This is a genomic window from Caballeronia telluris, assembly GCF_001544495.1.
GTDB lineage: Bacteria > Pseudomonadota > Gammaproteobacteria > Burkholderiales > Burkholderiaceae > Caballeronia > Caballeronia telluris.
Genome location: NZ_FCNZ02000004.1, coordinates 109,139 through 129,094, shown reverse-complemented (window position 1 = coordinate 129,094; position 19,956 = coordinate 109,139). Strand labels below are relative to the sequence as shown.

Below are 19,956 nucleotides of genomic sequence, written 5' to 3'. Positions count from 1 at the left end.
CGTCCTCAGGCGTGTTGCAGCCGCGCTTCGGCGGCGTGCGCGACGAGCGACAGCGCGCCGCAGATCACGAAATAGATAAGCCCCGCCGCGACGTACGCCTCCAGCGGCCGGTAGGTGCTCGCCGCGATGTTCTGCGCGGTGCGCGTGATTTCGGCGATACCGACCACCGAAATCAGCGACGACGCCTTGATGAGCAGCACCATCTCGTTCACGAGCGACGGCAGCGTCAGCCGGAACGCCTGCGGCACGAGGATGCGGCGCAGCGTGTCGAGCGGCGGCAGGCCGAGCATGCGCGCGGCTTCGATCTGGCCTGGCGGGATGCTGAGAAAGCCGCCGCGCAAAATCTCCGCGATATACGACGCCGAACACAGCGACACCGTGCTGATTGCGGCGACGAGCGGCGGCACGTTGATACCGGCGAACGGCAGCAGGTAGTAGACGAGCAGCAACTGCACGAGCATCGGCACGCCGCGAAAGAAGAACACGTACGCGCCGCCCGCCGCGCGCCAGGCCCGGCTCGGCGAGAGCCGCGCCGAGCACACGCCGACCGCAACGAAGAAACCGATCACGAGCCCGATGAGCGAAATGCCGATGGTCGCGACCGCCGCCTGCAACAAGAGCGGGATGCCTTGCACGAAAACGGTCATGCTGAACATGGGGCCTCCGTGTTCGGACGCTTGAGGCGGTGGCTCAGTAGTTCGGCGCCGGCAGCGTCGGCGGGACCTGCATCGCGACGCCGAACCACTTCTTCTGCAACGTGGCGAGGCGTCCGTCCTTGTCGAGCTTGAGGAGCGCATTGTTGAACGCGTCGGCGAGCGGCTTGCTGTCCGCGTCCTTGCGCAGGCAATACGCGAAGTACACCTTCGCGCCGAACGGCGGCTGGACGACCGCGAACGTCTCCGGCCGCTGCTTCGCGACGTACGCGATGTTGGTCATCGAATTCGCCACCGCGACGATCCGGCCCGCCGCGAGGTCCGCATAGGCCTGGTTGTTGTCGACGTATTCGCGGATTTCCGGCGGCTTCGGCAACGTGGCCGCGTAGGCCTTCAACTGATCGAGCTGCGCCGAGCCCTTGCCCCCGCCGACCGTCTTGCCCGCTACATCGGACGATTGCTTGAGGTTCGAATCGTTGGCGCGCTTGAGGAAGGCGTCGGTGGCATCGGCGACGGGCAGCGTGTACGTATAGCGTTCCATGCGCGCTTTAGTCACCGTGATCGGGCCGCCGACCATGTCGAACTTGCCCGCTTCGAGACCGGGCAGCACGCTCGGCCACGGCAGGTCGATGAAGCGCACCTTCACGCCGATCTCTTTGCCGATCTCCGCGAAAAGGTCCTTGTTGAAACCCGCTTGCTGGCCGTTTTCGAGGAAGTCGAACGGCGCGAACTGCATCTCCGTGCCGATCACGAGTTCGCCCGCCTTCTTCACCTTCGCGAGCTGATCTTCGGCATGCGCGCACACGCTCGCGGCGCACAGGGTCAGCATCAGCACACGACTTCTCCAGCCTGCAAGGATATTCATCAGAGTCTCCGGGGTGGCAAAAAAGCTCGTCGCGCGTCCGGCAGAGGGCGGGTCAGCGCGGTATGCGAGGCAGTATATACCGCGAAATTTCGATGACCAAAAAGAAATTCCGCGCGGATTCATGGGCGCATGAGCGTGCCGGAAAACGCGCGGTGCGGTCGCTGCATTGCAACTTGCGGTGCTGGAATTGGCGGTATATACAACCGGAGATGCGCCATGCCGTGCGCGTGTTTATGTGCGCGACGGCGAGCCGAACATCCCCGTCGCCACGCCGCTCCAGGAGCCAGCCGATGCCGTCAGTCACCCGAATTCCCCTCATCGATTTCAGCGGCGTGCGCGAAGGCGACGCTGCCGCGCTCGCGCGCGTCGGCCACGAAATTCGCGACGCCTGCACGACGCTCGGCTTCTTCTACATCATCAATCATGGTGTGCCGCAACATGTGATCGACGCAGCCGAAGCCGCCGCGCGCAAGTTCTTCGCGTTTCCCGTCGAAACGAAGCGGCGCGCGGCGGTGAATCACCGGCATCGCGGCTTCAATTCGCTCGGCGACGCGACCATGTATCAGGCCAAGCGCCCCGATTACAAGGAGTTCTACAGCATCGGCCTCGAACTACCCGAGGACGATCCGGACGTGCTCGCGGGTCAGGCGCTGCGCGGCCCGAACAACTGGCCCGACTTCATGCCCGAACTGCGGCCGGCGCTCTACGGCTATTACGACGCGATCGGCGAGTGCGGCGGTCATCTGCTGCGCGCGGTGGCGTCGAGTCTCGACATCGACGAGCATTTTTTCGCGTCGCGCTACACGAAGCGCATGCAGCGCACGCAGATGGTCTATTACCCGCCGCAGCCGCCGCAATCCGGCGAAGATCAGTTCGGCGTCGCGCCTCATACGGACTACGGCTGCATCACGCTGCTTTGGCAGGACCAGGTGGGCGGCCTGCAAGTGCGCGAAATCGCGAACGACACCTGGATCGATGCGCCGCCGATTCCGGGCAGCTTCGTCGTCAATGTCGGCGATCTGCTCGCGCGCTGGACCAACGACCGGTTCCGCTCGACGCTGCATCGCGTGATCAATGCGTCGGGCCGCGAGCGCTATTCGATCGCGACCTTCTACGATCCGACCTACGGCGCCATCGTCGATCCGGCCGAACTCGGCACGCCGGCGGGCGAGGTGCGTCATGCGCCGGTGGCGGCAGGCGATTACATCCTCGGGCGCATCAACGATTCGATGGGGTATCGCAAGAAGCGCGCAGCCGAGCAGCAGGGCACGGCCGCATGAGCGCGCCGCTCGACGCCACCATCGCCGCGTTGCGCGAAGCCCTGGGCGACGACCGCGTGCGCGTGGGCGAAGCTATCGGCGAACGCTCGATGACCGACTGGACCGGCCACGCGCCCGCGCGACCCGCGGCGCTCGTGCTGCCCCGCTCGACCGACGAGGTGTCGCGCGCGCTCGCGATCTGCAACGAAGCGCGCCAAAGCGTCGTGCCGCAAGGCGGCATGACGGGGCTCGCGGGCGGCGCGATCGCGCGCCCGACCGACATCGCGATTTCGCTCGAACGGCTCGCCGGAATCGAGGAAATCGACGCGGCATCGGCCACGATGACCGTGCTCGCCGGCACCACCTTGCAGACCGCGCAGGAAGCGGCGGCGGCGGCGGGCTTCGAACTCGGGCTGGATCTCGGCGCGCGCGGCTCGTGTCAGATCGGCGGCAATCTCGCGACCAACGCGGGCGGCAATCGCGTGATCCAGTCGGGCACCGCGCGCGAACAGGTGCTCGGCCTCGAAGCGGTGCTCGCGAACGGCGCCGTGCTGAGTTCCATGAACAAGATGATCAAGAACAACACGGGCTATGACCTGAAGCAGCTTTTCGTCGGCTCGGAAGGCACGCTCGGCGTCATCACGCGCGCGGTGTTGCGGCTGCATCCGCCGCGCGCGGGGCGTCACACGGCGCTCGTTGCGCTCGATGGCTACGATCAGGTCGTGGCGCTATTGCGTACGCTCTCGGCACGCTTCGGCAACGATATCGGCGCGTTCGAAATCATGTGGCCGGACTTCTTCGACTTCGGCGTTTCCCTCACATCCTCCGCGCGCTCGCCGTTTGCCGCGCCGCATCCGCTTTACGCGCTGATCGAACATGCGGGCTTCGATGCCGACGACGACGGCGAGCGCTTCGCCGCCGCGCTCGCCGACGCCTTCGACGCCGGCGCGGTGCGCGATGCGATCGTCGCGCAATCGGTGGCGGATGCACGCGCGCTTTGGCAAATCCGCGAGTGCACGGCGGAATTTCCCGCGCGGCTCGATCCGATCAATTTCGACGTCAGCTTGCCGATCGGCTCGATCGGCCACTTCGTCGACGAATGCCGCGCCGCGCTCGATGCGCTCTGGCCGTCGAACCGCTCGTACTACTTCGGCCATATCGGCGATTCGAACCTGCACGTGACCGTGGACGGACATTCGGTGCCGGGCGTGTCGCATCACGAGGTCTACGCGTTCGTCTACGACAGGGTCGTGCCGTATCGCGGATCGGTCTCGGCGGAGCATGGCATCGGGTTGCTCAAGCGCGAGTTCCTGCCGCTCTCGCGTTCGCCCGAGGAGATCGCGGCGATGACCGCGATCAAACGCGCGCTCGACCCGAACGGCATCCTGAACCCCGGCAAGCTGATCTAGCGCGTCAGCGTTTCGACCAGAACGCGCGCTGCACGCGCAGCACTTCCTCTTCGACCTCCGCCACCGGGCCGATCAGATCCACGGCCTTCTGGCAATGGTCGTAGACGTAGCGCGATGCCACGCTCATCGTCGGATTTTCGGAATGATCGCCGGTGGCTTCGAGCAGCCGTTCCTCGGTCATGCCGAACACCACGCGGCCGATATTCGCCCAGTACGCCGTGCCCGCGCACATGCAGCACGGCTCGACCGTCGTGTACAGCGTGCAGCCCCACAGATACTCGGGCGTGAAGTTCAGCGCCGCGACGCGCGCCAGCACCGACTCGGCGTGATTGACCGTATCGACGTTGCCTTGCTCCATCAGCACGCGATCCTGATCGGGGCCGACCAGGATCGCGCCGAACGGATGATGACCCATCAGCGTTGCGCGCTCGGCGACGGCGCTTGCATGCCGCAGATGCCGCACGATCTGGTCGCGCGTTGGCGGAAGGCCTTGCGACGGATAGCGGGTTGCTTGATTGACACGCACGTCGATGCTCATGCGGTTTCCTCCCGGTCAGGTGGATGGGGTGGGGGAAAAAACGAGTTCGCCCGTTTCGAGCAGGGACTTGAGGTTGGACAGGATACGCGGCCATCCGCCCGACACCGCGCCGATGAACTTCGACTCCTTCCGGGCGATCGAATGCGTGACGGTCAGCTTGGTGGCGCGCTCGACCGGTTCGATCTCGAAGCGGCAATGCGAATAGCCTTCCTCTTTCAGTTCTTCCCTGAACTCGTTGCGCCATTTGAGCACGAGGCGCCGGGGCGGATCGCTCTCGACCACTTCGCCGGAATCGGCGACGCGTCCGTCCGGGAACATCAGCCGCCACGGCGAGCCTGCTTTCCAGTCGGTTTCCTGATGCATGCCGAACCAGTACTGCTTCGTGAATTCGGTGCTCGTCAGCGCGGACCAGAGCCGCTCGGGCGTGGTGCGGATGAAGGTGACATAAACGAATTGAGTGGAACCTGCGTCAGTCATGCTCGTCTCCTTCAAGGGACTTCTTGAGATCGGACAGGGCGGCGAGCCGCGGTTGCTCGAACTTGCCGATCCAGCGTTCCGCGATCTCGTTGATAGGAACCGGATTGATGAAATGCAGCTTCTCGCGGCCGCGGCGCTTCCATGAGACGAGGTTCGCGTCTTCGAGAATGGCGAGGTGCTTCGCGACCGCCTGGCGCGTGATGTCGAGCCCCACGCACAGTTCGCCGAGCGTCTGACCATTTTTCGCGTGCAGCCTGTCGAGCAGAAGCCGGCGGTTCGCATCCGCCAGAGCACGAAATACCGCGTCGTCGTCCATGAACCCGATTATGCAACCATCCGGTTGCATGTCAAGCGAGTTTTACTCACAACTGCTGTGAGTTTTCATCGTTCGTCAGCGAGCGCGCCTGCTGGTAACGTGCTTGCTTGACGGCTGGCATCGGGCCGGCACGCGATCGACAAGGCGGATCACACCATGAAAGAGAAGCCGGTTCCGTTTTCCCTCCATGTCCCCGAGGAAGACATCGACGACCTGCGCGCGCGTCTCGCCCGCACGCGCTTCCCCGATCAGGCGCCCGGCGAGCCGTGGCAGGCGGGCACCGACGTCGCCTATCTCGCGGATCTCGTCGATTACTGGCGGGAGGGTTTCGACTGGCGCGCGCAGGAAGCGGCGCTCAACGCATTCCCGCAATACAAGGTGGCCCTGCACGGCATCGACGTGCATTACCTGCACGTGCCGGGCAACGGTCCCGCGCCGATGCCGCTCATGCTGCTGCATGGCTGGCCGGGTTCGGTGTTCGAGTTCATCGAGCTCATCCCGCGTCTCACCGATCCCGCCCGTTTCGGCGGCGATCCGCGCGATGCGTTCACGCTGGTCGTGCCGTCGCTGCCGGGTTACGGCCTGTCGTTTCGTCCGAACCAGCCGCGTTTCGACATCCCCGCGATGACCGAGTGCCTGTTCGACCTGATGCACGACGTCCTCGGCTACGAGCGCTTCGGCGCGCAGGGCGGCGACTGGGGCTCGGCCATCGCGAGCCGGCTCGGTTACGTGCATCCGGATGCGATGATCGGCGTGCACCTCAATTACCTGTCGGCGGCGAGCCGCAATCCGGCGGCGTATGCGGACCCCACCGCCGAGGAGAAGCGCTATCTCGACCAGCTCGCCCACTGGACCTTCGACGGAAGCGCGTATTCGTCGATTCAGGGAACGCGGCCGCAATCGCTCGCGTTCGGGCTCACGGATTCGCCGGCGGGGCTTGCTGCGTGGGTCGTCGAGAAATTCAGGGCGTGGTCGGACTGCGGCGGCTACGTCGAGCGGGCGATCAGCCGCGACAAGATGCTCGCCGACATCGCGCTCTACTGGTTCACCGGATCGATCAATGCGTCGTTCTGGCCGTACTACGGACGCACGCACGGTGCCGTGACGCTGCCACCGGGCGATACCATCGGCGTGCCGACGGGCTATGCCGAATTTCCGTGCGAAATCCTGAGGCCGCCGCGCTCGGCCGCCGAGCGCGTGTTCACCGATCTGCGCCGCTGGAGCGTCATGCCCAAAGGCGGCCACTTCGCGGCGCTCGAACAGCCGGACTTGCTCGCCTCGGAAGTGCGCGCGTTCTTCGGGACGTTGCGTTAGGCGCGCCTTTTCATCGGCCGGCGCGGCGAGTAGGCTACGTGCAGCGTCCGGCCGCGCCGGGCGGCCGGTTCTCCGTTGCTGCGCATCGCCTGACGGGAGAGGCTCATGAAGCGAATCGTGGTGATCGGGGCGGGTTTCGCCGGGCTGTGGGGCGCCATTGGCGCGGCTCGCAAGCTCGACGAACTGTCGGTTACAGCGGACGAGGTCGAGGTAGCGGTCGTCAACGGCGCGCCTTTTCACAGCATCCGCGTGCGCAACTACGAGTCCGATCTCGCGGCGACACTCGTCCCGCTGACCGATGTTCTCGACCCGATCGGCGTGCGTCTGATCGAAGGAACGGTGTCGACAATCGACGTGGCGAATCAGTGCGTTTCGGTGCTACCGGACGTCCTCGATGACTCGAAGCCCGCGCAGCAGATTCCGTATGACCGCGTCGTGCTCGCCGCGGGCAGCAGGCTGGTTCATCCCGATATTCCCGGCCTCGCGCAATACGCGTTCGACGTCGATTCCTACGCGGGCGCGTGCCGGCTTCAGGATCATCTGCACTCGCTCGGTGCGCGCGGTGCGTCGCCGGGGCGCTATGCGGCCGTCGTGGTCGGTGCGGGACTGACGGGCGTCGAACTTGCCGCCGAGTTGCCCTCGCGCCTGCAAAGCATCGTGCCCGAGGCCGACCGGCACGCAATCCGCGTCGTGCTCGCGGACCGCACCGCCAAAATCGCGCAGGCGATGGGCGGCGCGCAGCGCGTCATCGAGCGAGCGCTGACGACGCTCGGCGTCGAACTGCTGTCGGGCGTGTCATTGAAGGCGCTCGACGGCGAGAGCGTCGAGTTGACCGACGGCACGCGCATCGAGGCGTCCACGGTCGCGTGGTGCGGCGGCATGCGCGCGAGCCCGCTCGCGGCGCAGTTTCCCGTGACGCTCGACGCGCTGGGCCGCGTTCCCGTCGATTCGTTCCTGCGCGTCGAAGGCGTGCTCGACGCGTTCGCCGCCGGCGACTGCGCGCGACTTCTGGTCGATGGCGTGCGGGCATCGGTGATGTCGTGCCAGCACAGCCGGCCGATGGGGCGTTTTGCCGGACACAACGTCGTCTGCGATCTGTTCGGCCTGCCAATGCTGCCGCTTTCCATCGACTGGTACACGACCATTCTCGACCTCGGTCCGTGGGGCGCCGTCTATACGGAAGGCTGGGACCGGCAACTCGTGACCGAAGGTGCGGCGGCGAAGAAAACCAAGCAGACGATCAACTGCGAGCGCATCTATCCGCCGCGCAATCGCGTGCGAGCGGACATCCTCGAAGCGGCTGCGCCCGTTGTGCAGACGCCGCCGCCGACCCGGCGCGCTTCGGGATCGCGCTAGATCCGCGTTTCGGCCGCGCGTGTCGCGAGAAAGTTTGCTTTCGCACAACCGTGTGCTTTCAGTCGGATGACGAGCGGTACGTGACTTGCTGAGGCGGTCGGTGTTTGATCCCGCCGGCTGCACCCGTTCGGCGGACATTTCCATTCGGCGTCGAGCGCCGGGAGTGCCAACATGAACGCGCTGCCGTCAGACGAAGGACCGGTCGTGATCGTGTACAGCGAGGGGCGCAAGGCGGCCCGCGGACAGCATGAGATCGAGACCCAGCTCGAACTCGCGCGGCAAATCGCGGCGCTGATGGGCGCGTCGTTCGCAGGCGTGTTCGATCCGGCGCGGCAGTATCCGGCAAACCGCTACATGATTCCGGATGACACGCTCGACAGCCGCGACGCGCGGCGCCTGAACCTCGCGAGCGAGCGGGACCTTTACGGCGGCGTCGTACCGTTTCCGTTCGTCGCGACGAAAGTGGTCGTCCACGGTCTGCCGCCCGGAGCGCGCGAGGCGCCCGCAGGCTGGGTGCCCGCCTTCGGCGAGCGCGTGAGCGCGATCGTGCTGCCGGGCTTCGCGGCGTTCACGCGCGACGATGCGCACGCGGCGGCGTCGCGCTTGTGGCGTGACGGCGCGGTGCGGCTCAAGCGGCCGTCGGGAATCGGCGGAGCGGGCCAGGCGGTCGTCGCGGACCGCGCGGCGCTCGACGCCCAGCTCGACGATATCGGCGACGCGGTGTTGCGCGCGGAAGGCGTCGTGCTGGAGCGCGACTTGCCGGACATCGAGACGCTGAGCGTCGGGCGGTTGCGGCTCGGCGATCTGGAAGCGAGCTATTACGGCGTGCAGCGGCCGACCACCAATAATCACGGCCATCAGGTGTATGGCGGCTCGGGTCTGGTCGTGGTGCGCGGCGATTTCGACGCGCTCACACGCATCGACATGCCGGCCGAAGCGCGCAAGGCGATCGAACAATCGCGCGCGTTCGACGAAGCCGTGTCCGAAACATTCGACGGGTTCTTCGCATCGCGGCGCAATTACGACGTCGGCCACGGCACCGACGCGCACGGGCAGGCATATTGCGGCGTGCTGGAACAGTCGTGGCGGATCGGCGGCGCGAGCGGCGCGGAGATCGGCGCGCTCAGGGCATTTCGCGACGACCCGGCGGTACGAATCGTGCGAGCCTCGACGACCGAAGTCTACGGCGCGAACGCGGCGGTTCCGGCCGATGCATGCGTGTACTACCACGGCATCGATCCGCAAGCGGGCGAGATCACGAAGTACTGCACGGTCGACGGCGAACGAGCGCGGTAAGTCGCCCGACGAGGCCGGCGGAAATGGCCGCAAAGAGGAGCGCAAAGCCATGACGGCGGATAAATACCAGATCGAGATTCCTATCGAGCGCGGCTATCTCGACGCCACCTTCGTCGCGCCGCAGACGACGATCCCGGGCATCCTTTTCGTCCACGGCTGGGGCGGCAATCAGGAGCAATACATGGAGCGCGCGCGTCAGGCGGCGGCGCTCGGCTGCGTGTGTCTCACCTTCGATCTGACCGGCCACGCCCGCACGCAGCACGAGCAGGAAACCGTCACGCGCGCGACCAACCTCGCCGACGTCCTCGCCGCCTATGACAGGCTCGCCGCGCATCCGCTGATCGACCGCAGTTCGATCGCCGTGGTGGGCAGCAGTTACGGCGGGTATCTGGCATCGATTCTCACGTCGATCCGGCCGGTGCGCTGGCTCGGCCTGCGCGTGCCCGCGCTCTATCTCGACGAAGGCTGGGACATCCCGAAGCGCGCGCTGCACAAGGAGCACGATCTGGTGGCGTATCGGCGGCGCATCGTGGGCTCGGACGAGAACCGCGCGCTGCGCGCCGCTGCGGATTTTCGTGGCGACGTGCTGCTGGTCGAATCCGAGCGCGACGAAATCGTGCCGCATACCGTGATCGCCAGTTACCTGCAGGCGTTTCTGAAGGCGCATTCGCTGACGTACCGCGTGATCGACGGCGCTGATCACGGCCTTTCGGACGAAGGCAGCCAGCGCGCGTACACCGCGCTGGTCGTGAACTGGCTCGCGGAAATGATCGGCGGGCGCCGCGCAGGCAGTCGCGGTGAAGCAGCGACGCAGGCCGTGCGCTAAGTCGGGTCATCGCGTGGGAGAAAGCGCGCGGCCGCGCTATTTGCGTTGTGACCAAAAGAAGACAAATGCAAAAATGAGTTGTAAATGCGAATCATTGGCATTTAAGATGGCGCTCGCCATTCATCAATCCGCTTAGGTCAATTCCACGCTTCGAGCGACGACGCCCAGCTACTCCCAGGCTGCGCGGCGCCCGACTACGTCCAACTCAAACACAATATGCAGATTTCTACCGTCGACTGTCGTCCGGTGTTCTTGCGCACCGCGAGCCGCCCTTCGTTTCTCAGTGCCGCGCTCATGGCGAGCGTGGGCATTTCGCTCTGCACCTTGTCGTCGACGGGTTGGGCGCAGACCGCCGCCGATTCGACGACGCTGCCGGCCGTGAGCGTCACCGCTTCGCGCGCCGATGCCGCGACGCAGACCGACACGGTCAGCGCCGGCGCACTCGGTTCGCGCAAGCAGGTCGATACGCCGTTCTCGACGCACGTCGTCACGAGCGAAGAGGGCGAGGACATGTTTGCGACGACCGCCAACGATCTCTTCAAGTACGACCCGGCGGTGTCGGTTTCGAGCACCAACGCAATCGCGGAAAACTCGATGTTCAGCGTGCGCGGCATGCCGATCGACACGCTCAACGGCATCAAGGTCGACGGGCAGAGCTTCCCGTCGTGGGACACCGATCTTTCGCTCGAACCCTTCGAACAGGTGCAATTGCTCAAGGGCCTGTCCGGCTTCATGTACGGCTTCGGCGCGCCGGGCGGGATCGTCAACTACGTGCTCAAGCGTCCGACCGACGACCCGTACCGCAGCATTTCGATCGGCTACCAGTCGGCAGGCGTGTTCAGCGAGAAGATCGACGTGGGCGGGCGGCTCGGCGCCGACAAGCGCTTCGGCTACCGCGTGAATCTCGTGAACGAGGAAGGCAACACGGCCGAGGCCAATGGTCACGTGCGGCGCCAGGTGGCCTCGGCGGCATTCGACTTTCGCATCACGCCGGAGCTGACCGCGAGCATCGACGCGTTCTATCAGAAGCGCAAGACGAACGGCACGCTGTTCGGCCTTCTGTTCGGCTCGGGCCTCGGAATCCCCGATGCCAGCACGGTCACGCACCAGCTCACGCAGCCGCAGAACTGGTACGAAACGGAGATGGCCTCGTTCGGCGCGGGTGTCGACTATCGCCTGTCGCAGAACTGGCATGCGAGCGTGAAGTACCGCTTCGCGAAGGAGAACCGCTACAACTCGGACAGCCTGCTGTTCGTCTCCGACGCCGCCGGCAACTACACCAACACGCTCTACGCGGCATTGACGCGCTACTTCTACCAGAACGTCGATGCGATGGTGCAGGGCAACTTCTACACGGGCAGCGTGAAGCACGATGTCGTGGTCGGCGCCGGCTATCAGTCGCAGGTGAGCGAGTACGACGACAGCGAAGGCTGGAACGTCGGCTATCCGCTCGGCGAAGGCAACCTCTACGGCAGCACGCTGCTCACGAATTCGGCCGTGCACATCGGCGGGAACATGTATCGCCAGTCGCTGACGACGCAAACCGCCGTCTACGCGAGCGACACGGTGCAGTTCAACTCGCGCTTCTCGGCGCTGCTCGGCCTGCGCTACACGCAGTTCCGCCAGCACACCTACGATCCGAGCGGCGCGACGACCGCGCAATACGACGCGGACCCGGTCACGCCGACCATCGCCCTGATGTTCAAGACCGATCCGTATTCGACGCTTTACGCGAGCTATGTCGAGTCGTTGCAGCAGGGCGGATCGGCGTCGAATACCAACGCCAACTTTCCGGACACGTTCGGGCCGCTGAAAAGCAAGCAGTATGAAGTGGGCTTCAAGACCGATCGTCAGAAGTGGGGCGCGAATCTCGCGTTGTTCCGCGTCGATCAGGGCTATGAATACTCGAACTCGGCGAACGTCTTCGTGCAGAGCGGCAACAAGCAGTACACCGGCCTCGATGCGAGCGGCTGGGTGCAGATCGCGAGCGACTGGCGTCTGCTCGGCGGCGTGATGTGGCTGAATTCGAAGGCGACCGACGTCGACGATCCGACGATCGAGGGCAAGCGCGTCTATGGCGCGCCGCGCTTCACGGCGACGGGCCGCGTCGAATACAACCCGTCGTATCTGCGCTCGCTCACGGTGGCGTTCGGCGGGAAGTACGTCAGCGACATGGCGGTCGATGCCGCGAACACGCAGTTCGTGCCGGCGTATGTCACCTACGACCTGAGCGGCCGCTACGACACGCGGATCGCCGGCAAGGACGTGATCCTGCGCGCGGGCATCAACAATCTGTTCAACCGCCGTTACTGGACGACCGCGTGGGGCTACTACGTGGTGCCGTCGGCGACGCGCACGGCAGTCGCGAGCGCCACGCTGCAGTTCTGATCCCGCCGCACGGCGTGGACGCAGGCGCATCCTGCCTGCGTCCTTCAGAGAATCACATAGATCTTGCGCATCGTTTCCTCGACTTCCCACAGGCCTTCCGTATTCGCTTCGAAGAACAGCGTATCGCCGCCATTGAAGTGGATCGTCGGTTCGCCGTCGGGCGTGAAGCGGCCGCGGCCGGCGAGCATGTGCATCACTTCCGCCTGTTTCACCGCGCGCCGATAGGTGCCCGGCGTGCATTCGAACACGCCCGTGTCGATGGCTTCATTGCCCGGTATCACACGCTGCGCGCCCGATACCCTGATCTCCGGCGTGCCGGGAAGCCCGGCCGTGCCCCAGTCTTCGAGTCCCTGCAATGCGATGCTCTGCCTGATCTGCTGTACTTTCATGTCGCTCGTCTGGAGATGATGATGAGTGGATCAGCGTGGAGTAGCGATGCGCTGTTCGATCCTGCCGAGCCGCACGACCGTCACGCCCGGGCGCAGTTGCCTCACCGACGGCATCACGAGCATGCAGTCGTCGTAGGGCGTCGTGACGGGAGCACCGTCCGACCAGCCGATCACGCTGCCCGCCTTGTCGAAGACTTCGAGGCCGGTGTAATCGCCCGCGAACCGGAAGTCCATGCTCTTCGCGACGACCGGCTCCGTCACGCGCACCACGCGCATTTCATCGGGCAGCGGCGCGAACCAGTCTTGCGCCAGATCGCTCGCGTCGACCACGCCCGAGAGCGCGAGAAAGCGCGCGGTGACATCGCGCGCGACATCGACGGCGCTCGCTTCCCAGTGCTGCCCGCATTCGATGAGGAGCGCGTTCTTCGGACTCGACGGATCGCCGAACCCTTCGTAATCGCGCATGCGTCGGCCTTCCGGATGGCCCTCGTCGCAGATGACCGTCGCGGGCGTACCGAGCTTCGCCGCGAGTTCGATGCCCTTTGCGAGCGGTCCCGCGACGATCAGCGGCGCGCTCTTTTCGTGCATCGAATGCAGGTCGAGCAGCAGGTCGACCGTATCGATCACCGGACGCATCGCGCGCGCGCGTTCGAGTTCGCTCGACCCGCGCGAGGTGTCGTCGAGCGTCTTCGCGGTCCATACGCGGTTGAAGTCCTGATCGACGAAGCGCGCGGCATCGGGCTTCGATGCATCGAAGCGTCCATACGCCGCCACGTTCGCGAACGAAAGCGTGAGCCGTCCGCGGCGCGGGCGCAGCTTCGCGCGCAACAACGCATCGACGACGATCGCGCCGCACACTTCGTTGCCATGCGTGAGCGCATTGATCATCACGTGCGGACCGGGCTCGCCCGAGTCGAACGTGTGCACATACGCGATGCCGGAGTCGCTCGCTTCGTGAGCGGCGATGTCCGGAAACGCGATCTCGATCGGATAGGCCGGGTTGCTCATTCAAGTCCGCCCTGGCAGAGATACTTGATCGACAGGTAATCGTCGAGGCCGTACTTCGAGCCTTCGCGGCCGTAGCCCGATTCCTTCACGCCGCCGAAGGGCGCGGCCTCGCTTGCGAGCGCGCCTTCGTTGATGCCGACGATGCCCGCTTCGAGTCGGCGAGCGACCCGGTCGATGCGGCGCAGGTCGTTGCTGTAGAAGTACGAGGCGAGGCCGAACGGCGTGTCGTTGGCCGCGCGAAGCGCTTCTTCTTCGTCGTCGAAGCGAAAGAGCGGCACCACGGGGCCGAAGGTTTCCTCGCAGCTCAGTTGCATGTCGCTCGTTGCGTCGGCGAGGACAGTCGGCGCATAGTAGTTCGGTCCGAGCGCGCTCAGCCGCTTGCCGCCCGCGACCACGCGTGCGCCTTTCTGCACGGCGTCGTCGACGTGGCGCGCGATCTTGTCGATCGCGCGGGCGTTGATCATCGGGCCGATCTGCGCGTCCGGATCGGTGGCGGGCGCGACTTTGAGCGCCGCGACGCGCGTCGCGAGCAGGTCCGCGAACTTCTCGTACACGCCCGACTGCACGTACACGCGATTCGGACAGACGCAGGTCTGCCCGCCGTTGCGGAACTTCGAGGCGAGCAGGCCCGCGACGGCGGCGTCGAGATCGGCGTCGTCGAAGACGATGAACGGCGCATTGCCGCCGAGTTCCAGCGAAAGCTTCTTGAGCGTCTCGGCCGATTCGCGCGCGAGATACTTGCCGACCGGCGTCGAACCGGTGAACGTGATCTTGCGCACGCGGCCGTCGTGCAGCCAGTCCGCCACCGCGGGCACCGCGTTCTCGCGCGATGCCGAGATCAGGTTCAGCACGCCCGGCGGCACGCCCGCTTCATGCGCGAGCAGCACGAGCGCGAGCGCGGTGAGCGGCGTGTCCTCGGCCGGCTTGCCGACCACCGTGCAGCCCGCCGCGAGCGCCGGTGCGATCTTGCGCGCGATCATCGCAAGCGGAAAATTCCAAGGCGTGATCGCCGCGACGATACCGATCGGCTCCTTGATCGCGCTCATCCGCTTGCCGCGCTGCTGCTGCGGGATGATGTCGCCGTAGATGCGCGTCGCTTCGTCGGCGAACCACGCGACATACGATGCGCCGTACAGCACCTCGCCGCGTCCTTCCGCGAACGGCTTGCCTTGTTCGAGCGAGATCAGCCGGCCGAGCGCGTCGGCGTTCTCCAGCATCAGCGCGTGCCAGCGGTGCAGCACGGCCGCGCGGTCCTTCGGCAGCGCGTCGCGCCATGCGGGGAAAGCACGCGCGGCGGCGTCGGTGGCGGCGCGGGCGTCGGCTTCACCGCTGTCGGCGACATCGGCGATCACTTCGCCCGTCGCCGGGTTCGTCACGCCGAAGCGCTTGCCGCTGGCGGCCGCGACCCATTTGCCGTCAATGAAATTGTCCGCGCGGATCAGGTCCTTCAGTTCGAATCGGGTTGTCATCGCCATGCTCCTTTGATCACGCGAGCCGTTCGGCGATGGCCTTGCCGACTTCCGTCGTGCTGGCGCGGCCGCCGAGGTCGCCGGTATGCGGGCCTTCTTTCAGCACCGCTTCGATCGCGGCGAGGATCGCATCGTGCGCTTCGTGCTCCGGGCCTTCGCCGTTGCCGAGGAAGTCGAGCATCATGCCCGCCGACCAGATCATCGCGATCGGATTGGCGATGTTCTTGCCGGAGATGTCGGGCGCCGAACCGTGCACCGGCTCGAAGAGCGACGGGAACGTGCGGTCCGGATTGAGGTTGCCGGAAGGCGCGATGCCGATCGTGCCCGTGCAGGCGGGACCGAGGTCCGAAAGAATGTCGCCGAAGAGATTGGTCGCGACCACGACGTCGAAGCGGTCCGGATTCAGCACGAAGCGCGCGCAGAGAATGTCGATGTGCTGCTTGTCCCACTTGACGTCCGGATGGAGCGCGGCGACTTCGGCGGCACGCGCATCCCACCACGGCATGCTGATCGAGATGCCGTTGCTCTTCGTCGCGACCGTGATCTTCTTCTTGCGACGCTCGGCGAGATCGAATGCGAATTTCAGCACGCGCTCGGAGCCCTTGCGCGTGAAGATCGACTGCTGCGTCACGAACTCGCGATCCGTGCCTTCGAACATCGTGCCGCCCACCGACGAATATTCGCCCTCGGTGTTCTCGCGCACGATCATCATGTCGATGTCGCCCGCCTTGCGGCCCGCGAGCGGCGAAGGCACGCCATCGAAGAGACGCGCGGGGCGCAGGTTGATGTACTGGTCGAATTCGCGGCGGAACTTGAGGAGCGACCCCCACAGCGAGATGTGATCGGGCACCGTGTCGGGCCAGCCGACCGCGCCGAACAGGATCGCGTCGGCGTCTGCGAGCTGCGCCTTCCAGTCGTCGGGCATCATCTGGCCGTGCTTCGCGTAGTAGTCGCAGCTCGCCCACTCGATGTGCCGGTATTCCAGCGCGATGCCGAAGCGCTTGCTGACCGCGTCGAGCGCGCGCAGCCCTTCGGGCATGACTTCACGGCCAATGCCGTCTCCGGGAATGACGGCGATGCGATACGTTTTGCGGGTCATGCGGGTCTCCTGATCGAAATGTCGATAACGATTAGTTTATTCCTGCTGGATCGTCATAAAATTCGGCTTTTGGTTAAGCCACTATGCACGAATCGTGAAGAAAGCGCCGAACCCCACGCCGAACCTCGACGACCTGCGCGTGTTCTGCCTCGTCGCCCGCAAGGCCAGCTTCAGCGCGGCGGCGGACGCGCTCGCGGTATCGGCGGCGTATGTCAGCAAGCGCGTGAGCGTGCTCGAAGCCGATCTCGGCACGCGCCTTCTGCATCGTTCGACGCGCCGCGTCGCGATCACCGAGGCGGGCGAGCGCGTCTACGCGTGGGCCGAGAAGATTCTGGACGACGTCGATCACCTCGTCGAGGACGTTTCGACTACCCGGCGCCTTCCGCGCGGCACGCTTTCCGTGTCGAGCAGCTTCGGCTTCGGGCGGCATGTCGTCGCGCCGGCGCTCTCGCGCCTGACCGAGCGTTATCCGCAACTGAACGTGCGGCTCGAACTGTTCGACCGTATCGTCGATGTGGCGGGCGAGGGCTTCGATCTCGACGTGCGCATCGGCGACGACATCGCGCCGCATCTGATCGCGAAGCGCCTCGCGTCGAATCACCGCGTATTGTGCGCATCGCCCGCGTACCTGGAGCGGCACGGCGCGCCGCGCGCGCTTGCCGATCTCGCGGCGCACCCGTGCCTGGCGATCAAGGAACGCGATCATCCGTTCGGCGTCTGGCGGCTTTCCGTGCGCGGCGAAATCACCTCGATCCGCGTGACGGGACCGCTCTCGACCAATCACGGCGAAGTGGCGGTGCAATGGGCGGTGGAGGGACGCGGCATCGTGCTGCGTTCGATGTGGGACGTGCGCCCGTTGCTCGCAAACGGCACGCTCGTGCACGTGCTGCCGGAGGCGACGCAGAGCGCCAACGTGTGGGCCGTTTATCCGGAGCGGCTCGCGACGTCGGCGAAGGTGAGGGTGTGCGTGGATTTTCTGAGCGAGGAGTTCGCGCGCTGGCCCGGCTGAGGCGGGCACGCCATCCTCTTCAGGGATGAGGCTGCGAGAAGAGTGTTTCGAGCGGATAGTGCGATTTCACGAACGGCGACTTGATGATCACGTAACTGAAGTACTTTTCGATGCCGATGTCGCGTTCGAGCAGCCCTTCGATGATGCTCTGATAGTGGCTCACGCTGCGCGTCACGAACTTGAGCAGGTAATCGTAGCCGCCGCTCGCGAGATGGCACTCGACGATCTCGTCGATATCCTTGATCGCGTTGACGAACTTGATGAAGTCTTCGCGGCGATGATCGGCGAGCGTCACTTCAGTGAAAACGATCTGCACGTCGCCGAGCTTTTCGAGCGCGATCTGCGCACCGTAGCCGACGATATAGCCCGCCTTCTCCAGACGCTTCACGCGGATGAGGCACGGGCTCGGCGACAGACCGACCGCATCGGCAAGCTCGACGTTGGTGATGCGGCCTTTCTTCTGCAATTGCGAAAGGATCCGCAGGTCGATACGGTCAAGCTTGCTGTCGTTGCTCATTGGTCGGATCGCAGGGCATCTTTGGAGAAACGTCCGCCGATCTTATCATGCGATATTTCTCACGCAGCCGCGCGTGCGGGCGCCTTGCCCGCCGCATTGAGCGCTGCGCGCACGTCGGCTTGCGCGAGCACGTCGTCGAGCGTCTTTTCGAGGCGTTCGAACAGCATGTCGAACTCGCTTTCCGTATAGCAGAGCGCGGGCGCGAAGCCGAGGATGTTGTCGTTGAAGGCGCGGAACACGAGCCGGTTCTGATAGGCGGCGGTCGCGATGCGCTCCGCGAGCTTGAGCGACGGATCGAAGCTCGCCTTGCTCTCCTTGTCCGCGACGAGTTCGAGCGCGCCGAGCAGCCCGCGATGACGTGAATCGCCGACGAGCGGATGAGCGGTCAGCGCATCGAGCCCGCGAGCAAAGCGCGGCGCGCGTGCCTGGCCGTTCGCGAGCAGGCCGCCCTCGTGATAGACGCGCATGACTTCGAGACCGATCGCCGCGCTGACCGGATGCGCCGAATACGTGTGTCCGTGACCGATAGCGGCGGCCGGATCGCCGCCATCGGCGATGCCCTGGTAGATCGCGTCGGACATCAGCACGGCGCCCATCGGCGCGTAGCCGGCGGTGAGACCTTTGGCGACCGTCATCAGGTCCGGCTCGACGCCTTCGCCTTCACACGCGAAGAGCGGACCGGTGCGGCCGAAGCCCGTGATGACTTCGTCGGCGACGAAGAGCATGTCGAGCCTGCGGCAGGCCTCGCGCATCGCCTTCAGCCAGCCGGCGGGCGGCACGATCACGCCGCCCGAGCCCTGGATCGGCTCGCAGAAGAAGGCCGCGACGTTGTCCGCGCCGAGCGCGGCCACCTTGGCTTCGAGCGCGGCGACGGAGGCGGCGATGAGCGCGTTGTCGTCGGCGAATGCGTTGCGGTATGCATAGGGCGACGCGATGTGATGCTGATGCGGCAGCGGCAGGTCGAAGTTGCGGTGGAACGCGGGCAGCGCGGTGAGTCCGGCACCGACCGACGACGACCCGTGATAGCCGCGTTCGAGCGCGATGATGTGCTTCTTCGACGGGCGGCCGGTCGCGTTGAAATAGTGCGTGATGAAACGCAGGGCTGAATCGACGGCATCGGAACCGCCGAGTGTGAAGTAGACGTGTTGCAGCGAAGCGGGAGTCTTGTCGATGAGCTTTGCGGCCAGTTCGATGGCGGGTTCCGAGCCGAAGTGGAAATAGCTGGTGGCGTAGGGGAGCCGCGTCATTTGTTCGGTGGCGGCTTTGACGATGCTCTCGTGACCGTAGCCCGTATTGACGCACCAGAGCCCGGAGAAAGCGTCGAGCAGTTCGTTGCCGTCGATGTCGCGCAGGAACACGCCGTGGGCCGATTCGAGCACGGTGACACCGCGGGCTTCGTGGGCGCGGTAGCTGACTACCGGGTGGATCAGGTGCTTGCGGTCGGCTTCGATGAGCGATTGGGTCGACATGGACGGTCCTCGGACGGGGTAGGTTTTTACCATTCCATGGTACGGGGTTGTTTCGGTCGCACTTGGTGGTAAAAAAATCGCTAAACCGTTTGGACGATGCGTTTTTTCTTGCTCTACAGCATTTTGTGCTGGGGTTGGGTGGTTTGGGGGCTTTGGACGCTTCTGCTTTTGTGGAACTTGCTTTCGCGTCGGTCTATGAGCACTGCCCCGGACAGGGGCAGAGCAAAAAGACCGACGCGAAAGCAAGTCCCATAGAAGCGCAGATACGTCCAACGATATCCCCGCGCAACCGCAAAAAA

19 protein-coding genes are annotated in these 19,956 nt (G+C 65.3%); 8 read left to right on the top strand and 11 right to left on the bottom strand.

Annotated features, from left to right (window positions below; all coding sequences use genetic code 11):
• Positions 1 to 5: 5 nt before the first annotated feature.
• Together AWB66_RS06840 and AWB66_RS06835 are read right to left on the bottom strand one after the other, a co-directional pair.
• On the bottom strand, positions 6 to 656 hold the full coding sequence (locus tag AWB66_RS06840; RefSeq protein ID WP_087629528.1) for an amino acid ABC transporter permease: 651 nt from the start codon (positions 654 to 656) through the stop codon (positions 6 to 8).
• 34 nt (positions 657 to 690) lie between these two features.
• The gene (locus tag AWB66_RS06835; protein ID WP_087629527.1) at positions 691 to 1,518 is read right to left on the bottom strand and encodes a transporter substrate-binding domain-containing protein; all 828 of its coding nucleotides are present in this window, start codon (positions 1,516 to 1,518) and stop codon (positions 691 to 693) included.
• A gap of 290 nt (positions 1,519 to 1,808) precedes the next feature.
• On the opposite strand from AWB66_RS06835, the gene AWB66_RS06830 reads away from it, so the two are divergent.
• The gene (locus AWB66_RS06830) at positions 1,809 to 2,798 is read left to right on the top strand and encodes an isopenicillin N synthase family dioxygenase (protein WP_087629526.1); all 990 of its coding nucleotides are present in this window, start codon (positions 1,809 to 1,811) and stop codon (positions 2,796 to 2,798) included.
• Complete coding sequence (locus AWB66_RS06825) at positions 2,795 to 4,186, top strand: FAD-binding oxidoreductase (RefSeq protein WP_087629525.1); 1,392 nt, start codon at positions 2,795 to 2,797, stop codon at positions 4,184 to 4,186. Before AWB66_RS06830 ends, AWB66_RS06825 begins: the two co-directional genes overlap by 4 nt.
• Positions 4,187 to 4,190: 4 nt before the next feature.
• On the opposite strand, the gene AWB66_RS06820 is transcribed toward AWB66_RS06825, so the two are convergent.
• From AWB66_RS06820 to AWB66_RS06810, 3 genes are read right to left on the bottom strand one after another with little or no spacing between them, the layout of a single operon-like run.
• Positions 4,191 to 4,724, bottom strand: a complete 534-nt coding sequence (locus tag AWB66_RS06820; RefSeq protein ID WP_087629524.1) for a nucleoside deaminase — start codon at positions 4,722 to 4,724, stop codon at positions 4,191 to 4,193.
• Positions 4,725 to 4,739: 15 nt separating this feature from the next.
• Positions 4,740 to 5,201, bottom strand: coding sequence for an SRPBCC family protein (locus tag AWB66_RS06815; RefSeq protein ID WP_087629523.1), 462 nt, complete (start codon positions 5,199 to 5,201; stop codon positions 4,740 to 4,742).
• Positions 5,194 to 5,517, bottom strand: coding sequence for an ArsR/SmtB family transcription factor (locus AWB66_RS06810; RefSeq protein ID WP_087629522.1), 324 nt, complete (start codon positions 5,515 to 5,517; stop codon positions 5,194 to 5,196). Before AWB66_RS06810 ends, AWB66_RS06815 begins: the two co-directional genes overlap by 8 nt.
• A 156-nt stretch (positions 5,518 to 5,673) precedes the next feature.
• Here AWB66_RS06810 and AWB66_RS06805 point away from each other — a divergent pair, with 156 nt between their 5' ends.
• The 5 genes from AWB66_RS06805 (at position 5,674) to AWB66_RS06785 (ending at position 12,697) form a co-directional block, all read left to right on the top strand.
• Positions 5,674 to 6,831, top strand: a complete 1,158-nt coding sequence (locus tag AWB66_RS06805) for an epoxide hydrolase family protein (RefSeq protein ID WP_087629521.1) — start codon at positions 5,674 to 5,676, stop codon at positions 6,829 to 6,831.
• Between the two features lie 105 nt (positions 6,832 to 6,936).
• Complete coding sequence (locus AWB66_RS06800) at positions 6,937 to 8,187, top strand: NAD(P)/FAD-dependent oxidoreductase (RefSeq protein WP_087629520.1); 1,251 nt, start codon at positions 6,937 to 6,939, stop codon at positions 8,185 to 8,187.
• Positions 8,188 to 8,358: 171 nt separating this feature from the next.
• Positions 8,359 to 9,483: a DUF3182 family protein gene (locus tag AWB66_RS06795; protein WP_087629519.1), complete on the top strand. Its 1,125-nt coding sequence runs from the start codon at positions 8,359 to 8,361 to the stop codon at positions 9,481 to 9,483.
• Between the two features lie 49 nt (positions 9,484 to 9,532).
• Positions 9,533 to 10,309 carry an alpha/beta hydrolase family protein gene (locus AWB66_RS06790; RefSeq protein WP_087629518.1) on the top strand — a complete coding sequence of 259 codons (777 nt, stop codon included), beginning with the start codon at positions 9,533 to 9,535 and terminating at the stop codon, positions 10,307 to 10,309.
• A gap of 216 nt (positions 10,310 to 10,525) precedes the next feature.
• Positions 10,526 to 12,697, top strand: a complete 2,172-nt coding sequence (locus AWB66_RS06785; protein WP_087629517.1) for a TonB-dependent siderophore receptor — start codon at positions 10,526 to 10,528, stop codon at positions 12,695 to 12,697.
• Positions 12,698 to 12,741: 44 nt separating this feature from the next.
• On the opposite strand, the gene AWB66_RS06780 is transcribed toward AWB66_RS06785, so the two are convergent.
• From AWB66_RS06780 to AWB66_RS06765, 4 genes are read right to left on the bottom strand one after another with little or no spacing between them, the layout of a single operon-like run.
• Positions 12,742 to 13,086, bottom strand: a complete 345-nt coding sequence (locus AWB66_RS06780; RefSeq protein WP_087629516.1) for a cupin domain-containing protein — start codon at positions 13,084 to 13,086, stop codon at positions 12,742 to 12,744.
• Positions 13,087 to 13,116: 30 nt separating this feature from the next.
• Complete coding sequence (locus AWB66_RS06775; protein ID WP_087629515.1) at positions 13,117 to 14,094, bottom strand: M14 family metallopeptidase; 978 nt, start codon at positions 14,092 to 14,094, stop codon at positions 13,117 to 13,119.
• Positions 14,091 to 15,563: an NAD-dependent succinate-semialdehyde dehydrogenase gene (locus AWB66_RS06770; RefSeq protein ID WP_087629738.1), complete on the bottom strand. Its 1,473-nt coding sequence runs from the start codon at positions 15,561 to 15,563 to the stop codon at positions 14,091 to 14,093. Before AWB66_RS06770 ends, AWB66_RS06775 begins: the two co-directional genes overlap by 4 nt.
• A gap of 16 nt (positions 15,564 to 15,579) precedes the next feature.
• Positions 15,580 to 16,662 (bottom strand): tartrate dehydrogenase, encoded by a 1,083-nt coding sequence (locus tag AWB66_RS06765; RefSeq protein ID WP_087629514.1) that lies wholly within the window; start codon positions 16,660 to 16,662, stop codon positions 15,580 to 15,582.
• A gap of 94 nt (positions 16,663 to 16,756) precedes the next feature.
• Here AWB66_RS06765 and AWB66_RS06760 point away from each other — a divergent pair, with 94 nt between their 5' ends.
• Positions 16,757 to 17,671 carry a LysR substrate-binding domain-containing protein gene (locus tag AWB66_RS06760; protein ID WP_087629513.1) on the top strand — a complete coding sequence of 305 codons (915 nt, stop codon included), beginning with the start codon at positions 16,757 to 16,759 and terminating at the stop codon, positions 17,669 to 17,671.
• Between the two features lie 19 nt (positions 17,672 to 17,690).
• Here AWB66_RS06760 and AWB66_RS06755 read toward each other — a convergent pair whose 3' ends face one another.
• Together AWB66_RS06755 and AWB66_RS06750 are read right to left on the bottom strand one after the other, a co-directional pair.
• On the bottom strand, positions 17,691 to 18,188 hold the full coding sequence (locus AWB66_RS06755; protein ID WP_087629512.1) for an Lrp/AsnC family transcriptional regulator: 498 nt from the start codon (positions 18,186 to 18,188) through the stop codon (positions 17,691 to 17,693).
• 59 nt (positions 18,189 to 18,247) lie between these two features.
• Positions 18,248 to 19,657, bottom strand: coding sequence for an aspartate aminotransferase family protein (locus AWB66_RS06750; RefSeq protein WP_087629511.1), 1,410 nt, complete (start codon positions 19,655 to 19,657; stop codon positions 18,248 to 18,250).
• Between the last annotated feature and the right edge of the window lie 299 nt (positions 19,658 to 19,956).

Bases quoted from the DNA above. Each gene is read 5' to 3' on its own strand.
- AWB66_RS06840 (WP_087629528.1), bottom strand. From the start codon at position 656: ATGTTCAGCATGACCGTTTTCGTGCAAGGCATCCCGCTCTTGTTGCAG.
- AWB66_RS06835 (WP_087629527.1), bottom strand. From the start codon at position 1,518: ATGAATATCCTTGCAGGCTGGAGAAGTCGTGTGCTGATGCTGACCCTG.
- AWB66_RS06830 (WP_087629526.1), top strand. From the start codon at position 1,809: ATGCCGTCAGTCACCCGAATTCCCCTCATCGATTTCAGCGGCGTGCGC.
- AWB66_RS06825 (WP_087629525.1), top strand. From the start codon at position 2,795: ATGAGCGCGCCGCTCGACGCCACCATCGCCGCGTTGCGCGAAGCCCTG.
- AWB66_RS06820 (WP_087629524.1), bottom strand. From the start codon at position 4,724: ATGAGCATCGACGTGCGTGTCAATCAAGCAACCCGCTATCCGTCGCAA.
- AWB66_RS06815 (WP_087629523.1), bottom strand. From the start codon at position 5,201: ATGACTGACGCAGGTTCCACTCAATTCGTTTATGTCACCTTCATCCGC.
- AWB66_RS06810 (WP_087629522.1), bottom strand. From the start codon at position 5,517: ATGGACGACGACGCGGTATTTCGTGCTCTGGCGGATGCGAACCGCCGG.
- AWB66_RS06805 (WP_087629521.1), top strand. From the start codon at position 5,674: ATGAAAGAGAAGCCGGTTCCGTTTTCCCTCCATGTCCCCGAGGAAGAC.
- AWB66_RS06800 (WP_087629520.1), top strand. From the start codon at position 6,937: ATGAAGCGAATCGTGGTGATCGGGGCGGGTTTCGCCGGGCTGTGGGGC.
- AWB66_RS06795 (WP_087629519.1), top strand. From the start codon at position 8,359: ATGAACGCGCTGCCGTCAGACGAAGGACCGGTCGTGATCGTGTACAGC.
- AWB66_RS06790 (WP_087629518.1), top strand. From the start codon at position 9,533: ATGACGGCGGATAAATACCAGATCGAGATTCCTATCGAGCGCGGCTAT.
- AWB66_RS06785 (WP_087629517.1), top strand. From the start codon at position 10,526: ATGCAGATTTCTACCGTCGACTGTCGTCCGGTGTTCTTGCGCACCGCG.
- AWB66_RS06780 (WP_087629516.1), bottom strand. From the start codon at position 13,086: ATGAAAGTACAGCAGATCAGGCAGAGCATCGCATTGCAGGGACTCGAA.
- AWB66_RS06775 (WP_087629515.1), bottom strand. From the start codon at position 14,094: ATGAGCAACCCGGCCTATCCGATCGAGATCGCGTTTCCGGACATCGCC.
- AWB66_RS06770 (WP_087629738.1), bottom strand. From the start codon at position 15,563: ATGACAACCCGATTCGAACTGAAGGACCTGATCCGCGCGGACAATTTC.
- AWB66_RS06765 (WP_087629514.1), bottom strand. From the start codon at position 16,662: ATGACCCGCAAAACGTATCGCATCGCCGTCATTCCCGGAGACGGCATT.
- AWB66_RS06755 (WP_087629512.1), bottom strand. From the start codon at position 18,188: ATGAGCAACGACAGCAAGCTTGACCGTATCGACCTGCGGATCCTTTCG.
- AWB66_RS06750 (WP_087629511.1), bottom strand. From the start codon at position 19,657: ATGTCGACCCAATCGCTCATCGAAGCCGACCGCAAGCACCTGATCCAC.